Below are 11,892 nucleotides of genomic sequence, written 5' to 3'. Positions count from 1 at the left end.
GCGAAGGCTCACCCCGGCTGTATGACAGCTTTACAGATGCCCCGCGCTTGTTAAGGGATGCTGACGACGACATCACCGGGGATCGAATGAGCAAGGACAAGGGGCCTCCAAAGGGCGGACAGGTTCGGCCGCACTACTTGGTCGACCAGGTCATCGAAGCGCTTCAGGACGCCATGGACAAGGGCGTCCACAAGGTAGGAGACAGGCTTCCGCCTGAGATGAAGCTCGCCGGTCAGTTCGGCGTCGGCCGTTCGACCATCCGGGAAGCGCTGCGGGTACTCAGTCACCTCAACCGGGTGGAAACGCGTACTGGCTCGGGCTCCTATGTGGTGGATCATCGCCGTACGAAAGCACATGCGCAAAGCACGATGAGCCTCGACGAAGCGGCAGATATCTATGCGTTCCGCTATACCGTTGAGACGCCGGCGGCCGAGCAAGCGGCGCTCCGGCGTACCGGCCGCCAGATGAAGGCGATCCGGCAGCTGCTCGAGAGCGCCAAGAAGCACCTTGAGGCTCAGGATATGAGTGCCGTGGCGGCCGTGGATACCGATCTCCACATCGCCATCCTCGAAGCCGGGGGAAGCCGTTTTGCCGCCGAGCTCTATCGCACGAACCGCGCGCGCATCGAGCAGGCCTTCAAGGCGCTTCTACACTTCACCGGCCCCGCCGCGCCCGGCACGTCGACACTTTCGCTCCAGTCGCTGCACGACGACCTCGTCGCGGCTATCGAACGCGGCGACGGCAAACTCGCTGCCCGCCTCGTCAATCGTGACCGTAAGGAGGTCGAGATCTGGATAGGCCTTGCCCGCAAACAAGGGAAATCGAAGCATAAATAGGCGAGAATTCGCTTTTGAAGCCAGGGTCCGTATCCTGGAGTCATTCCGGTTCGGATTGAACCGGAATGACTCCAGATTATCTTTTGTTTGCCGTTATTTCCGAGCCGGCAGGTGATTCCACCCGCCTCGAAATCACTCTAGAACTTCACCTTCACACCGCCCGACATGTATGTTCCGATGACATCATAATTGATCGCAGCCACATTGGTCACATATTTCGGGTTCATGTCGAATAGATTGGTGACACTGCCGAACAGAGTGAACGGGCCGACATTATACCTCAAATCGAGGTCAACATAGGTTTGGCTATCGAGGTGGTTGTTGACGATCGGCGCATCCTGAAACCACCCGCCGGAAACATGGCGGACGCGAACGTCGCCTCCGAAACTCTCATTTTCATACCCGATGCTTGCGGATATGCGCCACTTCGGAATGGAGAATTCCGTCGTGTTGCCGACGATGCCGGCCCTGTCGGTAACGCGTACGCCATCGTCGATCTCAAGCGCTATGACATGCGTCGCAAAGGCCCGGAACCGCAGATTGCCACTGCCCCCACTAGAAATGCGATCCAGCGGCAGAACATACGACGCTTCTATATCAAGTCCGCGCGTTCCGTAGTTCGCGAGATTGCGGAACGTACCCGTAATCGTCGTGCCGGTTTCGGAGCGGGTGATGACGCCGCCACAGGAATTGTCGGCAGGAAGGGCTTCAAAGCACTGATCCAGTGTATCCTGCGCTGTCAGCGACGCGATCACGTTGCGAATGTCGATGTCGTAGTAATCGATCGAAAGGCGAAGACCCGGCACACGAACGGGTGAGTAAGAAGCACCGACGGTAAAGGTGTGAGATATCTCGGGCCTCAGGTCCGGGTTGCCGCCCGTGAACAGTGTCGCGGTGTCAGCCGTCTCTGTGTACGGATCTACTACAGGCACACCGATATTGACCCTGCGCTGCGTGAAATACTCGGCGATACTGGGTGAACGGATATCCCGAGAATAGACGCCGCGCAGCAGGAAGTCGTTGAACAGGCGCAGCGTACCACCGGTTTTCCACGTCCAGATCCCACCACTCGTGCTGTAATCGGAGTAACGTGCGGCCCCGTTGACTTCCAGGCGTGCGACGTCAACCGCGTCCAGAAGCGGTATGTTCACTTCGCCGAAAACCTCTTTCACATCGAACGCGCCGTTCAGTTCTGAGGCGTTGACAAGCGAGAAGCCGCTTGCCGCGGAGATGGGATCGATGGCGTTCGTCCGGAACTCTTCCCAACGGAAATCTACGCCAATGGCGAGATCGACTTCACCAGCCCATGTCGCAAACGGCTGACCATGGAGACTTGCACCGAGCGCATCCAGCTTGGATGTCTGAATCGAACGATAAGTGCCGAACGAATAGGCAGCAGCTTGTGGCGTGATATTGCCATTGCCGAGCAGATTGATCGGCACGCAACCGGCATCATCGTTCGTCGTATCCGCGTCGGCATTGATCCGGCAGACAGGGTTTCCTCCGACCAGAACGGAATCCACGGCGTTCGCGAAGCGGGTGCTGATCGATTGGTTGGCGAGCGCACCATCGTCGCGGAGCTCGCCGTGATCGTAATAGGCCTTGTACGTCCAGTTCGCGAAGCGGCCTTCCAGCCCGATGGCGCCCTCCAGATTGCGACGTTTGACCCGAAAATCAAGGAAGCGATTGGGGCCACCGACATCGTCGAGGAACCTGCCGATGAGGAAAGGAGCGCCGGCGGGCAATCCAGCCGCGGTAATCTGGTCGAGCGTTGCGGGCGAGAGGAAGGCGTTGTCTGGCGCGATCAGCGCCACGGCTGGCTCGGTGAAGAAGCCATAGTGTGCCCAATTGCGGCTGAAACTTCCCTCCGCCCAGACTTTGAGCGTGTCGTTCAGTTCATAGCTGATACGCGCAAACATGTTCGCGCGTTTGAATGGCGCAGAGACTGCAACATAATCATAGAGGCCCTGACCACCGCCACCGATCGTCGATTCTCCGAACGTTTCACTTCCATAGGGGAACGGCGACAATGTCCCGTCCGGATTGAATACGCCCAGCGTTGCACCCGTGAAGGGGCTCAAAACCGTACCGCCGTTGAACAGCTGAACCGAGTTCACATCGTTCGCCAGCCGGAACTGGTTATCGCCGATACTGACGAGACCTGAATCGAGGAATGGCCGATCGCTGCGGCTGAGCGCGCCCTTGTTGTCCAGATAGCCGCCGGCAATCATGAGGTGACCACGCCCATCGGCGAAACGGGTACCGGCTGCCAGGTTGATGCCATATCGTGCCGCATCGCCGCGCGAGGAGACTCCGGTTTGGGCGCCGCCGCGAATTCCGGTGAGGTCTTCGTCCAGGATGATGTTCACCACCCCGGCTACCGCACCAGAACCCCACGCGGCAGATGCGCCACCGGTCACCACATCGACTCGCTTGATCAGCTCCTGGGGAACGATGTTGAGATCGCTTGCCCCCATAAAACGATGACCGTTCAGCAGGGTGAGCGTCCGGTTCGCGCCAAGGCCCCGCAGGTCAGCTGTCGTGGTTCCGGTGTTGGTGCTCCCGACGGTGGATACCGCCGTCGTGGAGGCGCGGAATTGCGGCAGATCGTTTAGGACCTCGCCGATATTGGAACGGTTGCCCTGGCTCATTTCCACCGCGCCAAGCACTGTCGTCGGAGTTGGCGCATCGAAGCCGGAGCGCTGAATGCGCGATGCCGTGACGATGATTTCCTGCGGCGCTTCGAGCATCCCGGCATCGGCGCTACCCTCGGCACTCGCGACCTGAGGCATCTTCGCTATCGCAGCCGCGCCGTTCTTCCCGCTCAGCACCACGGTATAGGTCTGGGGGCCCGACTGGCGGGCAGTGAGACCGGTCCCCAAGAGCAACCGGTTGAGCGCCTCTTCAACAGGCATGTTGCCGCGGACCGCATTGGTGCGCTTGCCGTTCGTCGCGCTACGCGCGGCAATGATCTGGATACCGGCTTGCCGACCCATTGCGCCTATCGCCGTCTGCGCTGACTGCGCCGGGATATCGAATGTTTTCTCTTGCGCAATTGCCGGTCCGGAAACCAGCACGATCGCGCTCGACGCGAACATCGCGGAACGGAACAGTGTATGCATCGATGAATCCCCCCTACCAATGCGGCCTCTTCCGCCGCCTAGAAAGGTCAGAGACCCCAGCCCCGAAAATCCTTCGCGGAAAGCGTTCTATTTTTTGGCCGATCCGATCGTGATCGCGCGGTCGGCAATTGTAACGCGCACATTCAAACTGCTGTGCACGGCCATGGCGAAACCTTCCGGATCATCTGTGCGGAACACGCCGTCGAAGCGTTCATCACCCAGCGCTGGATCAGCCAGAACAATCTGCTTGCGATTATACCGGTTCAAATCTGCGACCGCTTCCGACAAGCGTTCCCCGGCCAGATCGATATTGCCGCCACGCCACGCCAGCGCCCGATCGATGGATGATGGCGGGGCGGGTTCCTCCTTGATCTCCAGCGCTTCGTCCACGAACGCCCGCTGCCCGGCTTTCAGCAGAACCCCGCGCTGTTCTGCGCCGGCAACCCACGTCTCCACGACGCCTTCAGTAACCAGCACCTCCGCGCCATGATTGTATCGGCGTACCGAAAAGGCCGTGCCCACAGCCCGGACGCGAACAGAACCGGCTTCCACCACGAAGGGCCTGCCTGCATCCTTCGCCACCTGAAACCAGGCTTCACCATGGTCGATGGTGACCCTGCGGCGATTCTCTGCAACCGTCACGTTCAGTTGGCTTGCCGTATTGATCGCGGCAATCGACCCGTCGGCGAGCGGTACCCGCCGTATTTCCCCAATCTGGGTCGTGAAGCGGGTGCTGTCATCAAACCAGAACAGGCCGCCGGCGACTGATGCAGCAAGCGCCGTGCCGGCCAAGGCGAAGAATGAGCGGCGGCGATAGACGGGCAACGGCGACGTTTCAGCTTCCCGCGCGAGATCCTGTGTCGGATTCAGGGCCAGCCAGGTGGCTTGCGCCTGCAGGAGCAAGCCCGAGCGGCGTGCATCGACATCAAGCCAAGCCTGGAGCTCGCTCTCGTCGTGCTCGTCCCAAACGCCTGCATCCATCCGTGCGACCCACAGCGCCGCTTCATCCCGAGCCGTATCATTGTGCGAGGCCATCACTGTCCCCCCGCTTCGATTGCCGCCAAACGCTCGGATACCGCAGCATCGGCTTCCCGCCACGCGCGCTGAATCGCCTTCACACCAATCCAGACCTGCTTTTCCACGGCCTTTTCAGTGATGCCCAGGTGCGCGGCGATTTCTTTTTGCGACCAGCCCTCGATCTTCCTAAGTTCAACGATCCGCCGACAACGCTCTGGCAACGCATCCATGAAGTGACGCATCCGAAGGAAATCGAGCCGCCCGCCTGCCACCTGCTCAGGCGAGGGCAGTTCGCTATCCTCGAAAAGATCCATCGCGACATGAGAATCGATCGGAACAATCTTCGCGCGCCTGAGGCGCCGACCCGCGATATTCCGCGCGGCCGAGAAGAAGTAGGTGCGCGGCCGTTCGATATGATCGACATCCTCGAGCATGGCAAAGCGACAATAGCAATCCTGGATCACCTCATCGATATCCTGAGGAAGCAGGCGCAGACGGCGCAGCAGCGCACGCACGGCGCTCTCATGGGGCAGGATTTCCCTTGCAACCCATAAGGCGATCGCGTGGCGCCGCTCGAATCTACCCGTATGGTCCATGGCCGTCCCTATGCGGTCTCCATATCCATCCGAACCCAAAATGCGGGCGTGGCCCCTCTCATCCCGAAAAGCCAAACTATTTGGTCTTCGCCGCCGCTTGATCCGCGCGTACCGTGTCCACAACCTCACCAACAGCGGCGATCACGGCGTCAGGGCGGTCCCAAGCTACGTAATGCGATGAATCGGCAAGTCGCCGCTGCACGCCCCTGCTGGACCAGCGCGCCTCTTCGTCGTGCAGATCCCGCCAGACCTTGCGGATGATGGGGCCATCGCCCTTGCTCAACCCGGCCGCGCTCAATTCCGTTTCCGACAACGGTTTCATCGCGGTAAGCACCCTGAGCGGCCGGTCTCCGAGGTCCCGCGCGGCACCAGCATCCCGCATCGTTTTCTGAAAGCCTGCCATTTCAGCATTCACGCCGGCAATGGAAGCGCCCGCATAGGCGTTCGCGTGTTTGCGAACCTCGAGCGGGATGCCAGCGTCGTTCGATTGCATCATCAGTCGCGGTAGCCCCGTCCACCGCAGCGACGCCAGAGTCTTCATCAGCAAAGATGACTCCGGATCACTCATGGTGACGCCCGCCTGCTTGAGCCTTGCAGACTGGTCCGGATGCGACGCATCGACGAGCACCAACCCCACCACATCCTTCGGATATTTGCGGGTGTAGATCATTGCATAGGGGCCGCCGAGCGAATGGGCGACCAGAACGAAGGGCCCGCGCTCACCGGCCGCAGAAAGCGCCGCGTGCAGATCCTGCGCCACCGCATCACTGTCCTGGGACGAATTTTTCGGATCGCTCCACATGATGCCGGCACGATCGTAGCTGCAGACACGGGTCTTCGCAGCCAGCGCATCATGAACCGGTATCCAGTCGAGCGAGCCGTTGAAACTCAACCCGGCTTCGAGCACCGCCGTCGGGGCGCCGTATCCGCGACAGTCGAGATGGATCCGGCGTCCGCCTATATCCACCAGAGTGCCGAAGGCCGGGTAGCGTTCTGCCGCGCGTCGCTGCGACGCGATCTCGTACACCGCCCCGACCAGGAGCAACACGACGAGCAGCGCGGCGACAGCCAGCAAGCCCCTCTTAAGCCAACGTATCCAGCGGCGACGCGCCACATCCGAACGGAGACCACTGATGGCGACCTCAGGCAATCCTCCAGATGCAGCCATCCCCACCCCTCTTACCGCCGTATACAAGAACCTTTGATCTGTAGAGACACGAGGACGAAAAATCCTTCCTCACCATCCAAATTTATTGCGCCTCGCCTCATTGCTACCCCGTGCATCAGGCAATGCAATGCGGGTCGAGCTTCGGCGGCAGAACGAAAAGGTAGGCGAAGCGGCCGGCAAGCGCCGGGTCGCCATCAAGAATGAGCGCACCTTCGTTCGCGAGAGCTCCCAGCGATGCGCCACTGTAAACGAATGCCGCCAGCGCGGAGGGCTGGCCGCTGAAAATGATGTCGCCTGCAGCCGCACCTCGTTCAACATGAATGCCGCCGCGATCCACATGTGCGTTATATTCGTCCTCGCCGAACCGGAAGCCGATCGCAAGGTCGAGGTTCCCGATGCGGCTCCGGTCGATCATCGTCCGGAACGAAAGCAGAATCGAGACACCGCTGATTGGGAGTGTCGGATCGTGCGCGGGCGAGCGCGCGGCCCAGCGTCCAAGTTCCTGCACGATCGGTTCCGCCTCGTATCCCCATTCGGTTAGGCCGTAGACCTGTACGCTCGCCGGCGGAGGCAGCTTGCTCCGCACGACGACCCCGCTCGCTTCCAGCTCTGATAGGCGCTGGGTAAGCACATTGGCGCTGATTCCGGGCAGGTCGGCGCGTAGGTCACCGAAGCGTCGCGGACCAAGCATAAGCTCGCGCACCACGAAGAGAGCCCAGCGGTCGCCGAGCAGTTCCAGGCCGTGCGCCATGCCGCAGGCGTCGTGATAGACGCGCTTTTTCGCGCCTTTTGATAGTTGAGTTATATTTTCTAACTTCACAGTTGTTTTATTTAATTTATCGGGCATGTTTGTCAATATCGAGTCGGAATGGCACGAAGGGAGGATAGAAGAATGACCTATGTAGACGGTTTCGTGCTCGCGGTACCCACGGCGGACAAGCAGAAATTCATCGACCATGCAAAGCTCGGTGACAGCGTCTTCATGGACCTCGGCGCGCTTCGTGTCCTTGAATGCTGGGGTGATGCTGTTCCGGACGGCAAGCTGACTGATTTTCGCCGCGCCGTTCAAGCGAAGGACGACGAGACGGTTGTGTTCTCGTGGATCGAATGGCCAGACAAGGCGACGCGCGACGCAGCCTTTGCCCAGATGGACACGCTGATGAAAACAGATGACCGGATGAATCCGGAAAAGAACCCCATGCCCTTCGACGGCAAGAGGATGATCTTCGGAGGCTTCGCTCCGGTCGTGGCGCTGGAGAAACCTGCCGCCAACAAACCCGGCGACTATATCTGGTACGAACTGCTGACCAGCGATGTGCAGGCTGCGCAGAGCTTCTACGCACGCATCCTCGGCTGGAGCTTTGCCGATAGCGGCCAATCCGACATGGACTACCGGATCATCAACGCCGGCGCGAACAGCATCGGTGGCATGATGGAGATCACGAAGGACATGGCACAAGGCGGTGCCATGCCAACGTGGCTCGGTTACATCGCAGTTGAGGATGTCGATGCCGCGACCGCCAAGGTCGAGGCACAGAGCGGACGCACGCTGATGCCCGCGATGGACATTCCGATGGTTGGAAGGATCGCGATGGTCGCCGATCCGCAGGGCGTGCCGTTTTACATCATGACGCCGCAGGGGACCGGCAAGAGTCTCGCCTTCGCAGACGACATTCCGCGTGTGGGGCACTGCGCGTGGAACGAGCTTCAGACTTCGGACCCGGCCGCCGCGTGGGCGTTCTATGGCGATCTGTTCGGCTGGAAGCAGGAGGGCGAGATGGATATGGGCCCGATGGGCAAATACCAGTTCATCCGTCACGGCACGATGATCGGCGCCGTTATGCCAGCCAACGCGGACATGGGACCGCCACGGTGGAACCAGTACTTCCGCGTCGAGGATATCGATGCCGCGAAGACGGCGGTCGAAGACGGCGGCGGCCGGGTCGTGAACGGCCCGGATGAGATTCCTGGCGGCGATTTCTCGATGAACTGCATCGATCCCCAGGGAGCGCCTTTCGGGTTGGTCGGCGGCCGGCACTAAACCCGCCGCAATTGTTCTTTGGAGACGTATAAGGACAACTGGAGAGATACATGGCGAGCAAGATTATAAACTGCCTGTGGTTCGATCACGGCGAAGCACGCAAAGCTGCAGAGTTCTATGCGAGCATCTTCCCTGATAGCCATGTCGACAAGGCCGTAGCCGCGCCTGCCGATTTTCCGTCGGGCAAGGAAGGCGACGAACTGACAGTCGAGTTCACGCTTCTCGGGAGGGCTTTTATCGGCCTCAATGGCGGTCCCGCGTTCAAGCCCGATGAAGCCGTATCGTTCATGATCGAAACGGAAGATCAGGAAGAGACCGATTATTACTGGAATGCGATCGTCGGCAATGGTGGCGCAGAAAGCGCTTGCGGCTGGTGCAAGGACCAGTGGGGCTTCTCCTGGCAGATCACACCGCGCGTGCTCAACGAAGGGTTCGCTGATCCTGACAGAGAAGCCGCAAAGCGCGTGTTCGAGGCCATGATGACGATGCAGAAGATTGATGTCGCGAAGATTGAGGCAGCGAGACGAGGCCAAGACTAACGCGCACGTGACCGCCGGCACAGTTCGGCGCAATCAACAGCGGAGCGACTGTTCTGGCACAAGCTCAACGATAACGACCCGGGTCACAAGTGGATGATCAAGCTGCTGCAGTCCGTGGTCTAAGACCTTATGATCTAAGACGTCGCGGGAGGGCGTTAGGGGCGCATGTAGCGCCCCTCGGATCGCCGCCGAACCGGTCACCTGCGTATCAGATCGATCCGCAGGCAACTGGCGCAGGCCTGAAGTCGCCCCGATGAAAGGCACGTTCCGCCATCTCAGAAGTTGTACCGCGCCTCCAGACCAAACGTGCGCGGCGGCGAGACGGCGCCCTGGGCCGGCGATCCCAGAATCGGCGTGTTCACGACACCGCTGGTCTTTGTCGTGATGTCCGTGATGTTCTTCACGAAGGCCGTAAGTTGCCAGTTGTTGTCGTTCTTGTAGGTAAGCGATGCATTCAGCTTTGCGAACGGCTTCTGGCTCAGAAGATCGATATTGCCGGGCGTGAAGAAATACCGACTGGAATATTCTCCATCGACCCGGGCCGCGAGCGAACCGCTTTCGAGATCCCACTTGTAGGTTCCCGCGAGGTAAGCTTGGAATTCCGGCGCGTTGTTCAGGTGATTGCCCCTGAAATCGACTGTGGCAAGCAACGGACGCGCTCCATCCGGCCCCACATAGCCCTTGTACTTGGTATTGAGATACGACCCCGAAGCCTCAAGCCTGAATGCGTCGGAAATGATCGCATCGATCTGCGCTTCGGCGCCGTATACACGCGCCGTTGCCGCGTTGGTCGTGATGACGACGGGCCCGACCACCTGGAGCACCTGGAGATTGGTGTAATCGTACCAGAAGGCAGCGGCATTGAAACGCAGCATATTGTTCGCGGTCGTCGTCTTGATGCCCGCCTCATAGGCCGTCAGCTTTTCGGGCTCGAATGCCGGCGCCACGGTCGACACGTCGTAGCCGCCCGATTTGAAACCCTTCGAATAGGACGCGTAAAGCATCGTCCGGGGGTTCGCCTGATATTGGATACCGAACTTCGGCGTCGTGGAGTTGAACGACACACGGGGCTGTTCCGTGATCGGAGGCAGCGGCGTGTCGTTCGAATAGGGTGAATTCGAAATATAGGGCTGCGTCAGGCTGAAACCATTGATGAGTTCAGCTCTCTTGCTTTCCTTGCTGACACGTATACCGGCTGTGAGCGACAGGTTGTCGACGATCTCGTATGTCGCCTGCGCGAAGGCCGCCTTCGCCCGGGTCCAGATCGTGCCGCCGACCTCGACGAAATCAACAAGATAGTCGGGCGTCCCATCGTCCGGAACACCGAAGAAGGCATTCAGCAACGAACGCTGGAACGGCGAGGAGCCGGGAATGGATGCGTCCTTCTCGCGGAAGTAGAAAAGGCCCGCCGTCGCATTCAGGCGATCCGACGAGTAGTTGAGCTGCAATTCCTGGCTGAACTGGTGCGCCGGCTCGCCGGCGATGAAAAAGGCATCGACATTGCTGCCCGCTCCGAGCGGCGTGAACGTCAGTGAATCCTGATCACGATAACCGGTGATCGACTTGAGTGATACGGCGCCCAGATCCCATTCCAATATGCCGGTGACCGCATCAATCCGAAGGCGGAACTTGGGGTCGCGCAGATTGGCGATGTCGTGAAGATCTGACGCCGCAAAGCCTCCGAGCTGTTCGAATACGGGCGGCGTACCGAGTGCGCCCGGCAGCCCGGTCAGCCCGGTCGCGCCAAAATAATGCAGCGCCGCGCCGTTGTCATCCTGCTTGTAATGCTCGTAAATCAGCGTTCCGGTCAGATTCTCCGTCGGCTGTAGCACGACGGTAGCGCGGACACCCCAGGCGTCCTTGTTGCCGATGTCGTTGCCGGTGACGAGATTCTTGCCGTAGCCCGAATGCTTGTCCATGAAGCCGGCGACCCGCACCAAAATGGCATCCCCAGCCACGGGTCCACCCACAGCCGCCTCGATATTGACGGCACGATAATTGCCGACCAACGCGCGAGCAAAGCCGGACCACTCATTGGTCGGGCGCACGGTCGAGAGGTTCACCGATCCTGCGGTCGCATTGCGGCCGTAGAGCGTACCTTGCGGGCCCTTCAGGACCTCGACTGACGACACGTCATACATGCCTGCCAGCTGCGCAATCGGACGCGAGACATAGACATCGTTCAAGTTGACCGCGACGGCGCCTTCGGCCGTCGGGAGGAAGCCCGAGCTTCCAATCCCGCGAATGTGCAACTGCGCATAGCCATCGTTCTCGCCCATTTTGAAGGCGGGCACCAATTGCTGCATGTCTGTGAGTGTTCGCACCTGAGCGTCTGCGAGCGCTGTGCCGCTGAGCGCCGTAATCGCGAGCGGCGTGCGCTGCGCGCTGCTGGCACGCTTCTCGGCAGTGACGATGATCTCTTCAAGCCCGACAACAGCGTCAGCATCCAGCGCGGACTCGGTTGCTGCTTGCTGCGCTTGAGCGCCGGCAACCACAAGCAGTACGTTTGCGGTCAGCGCCGATGCAAACAGCGTCGATCGAATAGTATTCATGCGCGCATCCTCCCCAATTTT

General features: G+C 60.1%; 9 protein-coding genes. 3 read left to right on the top strand and 6 right to left on the bottom strand.

Annotation, left to right across the window (positions count from 1 at the left end; genetic code table 11):
• Positions 1–86: 86 nt before the first annotated feature.
• Complete coding sequence (locus ACFQ00_RS13415; RefSeq protein WP_381491711.1) at positions 87–836, top strand: FadR/GntR family transcriptional regulator; 750 nt, start codon at positions 87–89, stop codon at positions 834–836.
• Between the two features lie 137 nt (positions 837–973).
• On the opposite strand, the gene ACFQ00_RS13410 is transcribed toward ACFQ00_RS13415, so the two are convergent.
• The 5 genes from ACFQ00_RS13410 to ACFQ00_RS13390 form a co-directional block, all read right to left on the bottom strand.
• Positions 974–3,958 carry a TonB-dependent receptor gene (locus ACFQ00_RS13410; protein ID WP_381491709.1) on the bottom strand — a complete coding sequence of 995 codons (2,985 nt, stop codon included), beginning with the start codon at positions 3,956–3,958 and terminating at the stop codon, positions 974–976.
• Between the two features lie 87 nt (positions 3,959–4,045).
• Positions 4,046–4,993, bottom strand: coding sequence for a FecR family protein (locus ACFQ00_RS13405; protein ID WP_381491707.1), 948 nt, complete (start codon positions 4,991–4,993; stop codon positions 4,046–4,048).
• Positions 4,993–5,571: an RNA polymerase sigma factor gene (locus ACFQ00_RS13400; RefSeq protein ID WP_381491705.1), complete on the bottom strand. Its 579-nt coding sequence runs from the start codon at positions 5,569–5,571 to the stop codon at positions 4,993–4,995. The genes ACFQ00_RS13405 and ACFQ00_RS13400 overlap by 1 nt, the downstream gene beginning before the upstream one ends.
• Positions 5,572–5,647: 76 nt before the next feature.
• Positions 5,648–6,646, bottom strand: coding sequence for an alpha/beta fold hydrolase (locus tag ACFQ00_RS13395; RefSeq protein ID WP_381491702.1), 999 nt, complete (start codon positions 6,644–6,646; stop codon positions 5,648–5,650).
• Between the two features lie 208 nt (positions 6,647–6,854).
• Positions 6,855–7,586, bottom strand: a complete 732-nt coding sequence (locus ACFQ00_RS13390; RefSeq protein WP_381491699.1) for a winged helix-turn-helix transcriptional regulator — start codon at positions 7,584–7,586, stop codon at positions 6,855–6,857.
• A gap of 45 nt (positions 7,587–7,631) precedes the next feature.
• Here ACFQ00_RS13390 and ACFQ00_RS13380 point away from each other — a divergent pair, with 45 nt between their 5' ends.
• Positions 7,632–8,780 (top strand): DUF1428 family protein, encoded by a 1,149-nt coding sequence (locus tag ACFQ00_RS13380; protein WP_449325422.1) that lies wholly within the window; start codon positions 7,632–7,634, stop codon positions 8,778–8,780.
• 50 nt (positions 8,781–8,830) lie between these two features.
• Complete coding sequence (locus tag ACFQ00_RS13375) at positions 8,831–9,319, top strand: VOC family protein (RefSeq protein WP_381491696.1); 489 nt, start codon at positions 8,831–8,833, stop codon at positions 9,317–9,319.
• A gap of 275 nt (positions 9,320–9,594) precedes the next feature.
• Here the strand turns inward: ACFQ00_RS13375 and ACFQ00_RS13370 are convergent, their stop codons facing one another.
• The gene (locus tag ACFQ00_RS13370) at positions 9,595–11,871 is read right to left on the bottom strand and encodes a TonB-dependent receptor (protein WP_381491693.1); all 2,277 of its coding nucleotides are present in this window, start codon (positions 11,869–11,871) and stop codon (positions 9,595–9,597) included.
• Positions 11,872–11,892 lie beyond the last annotated feature (21 nt).

The organism is Sphingosinicella xenopeptidilytica (genome assembly GCF_042676985.1).
Classification (GTDB): Bacteria; Pseudomonadota; Alphaproteobacteria; order Sphingomonadales; family Sphingomonadaceae; genus Sphingosinicella; species Sphingosinicella xenopeptidilytica.
This window is presented reverse-complemented; position numbering and strand designations above follow the sequence as displayed.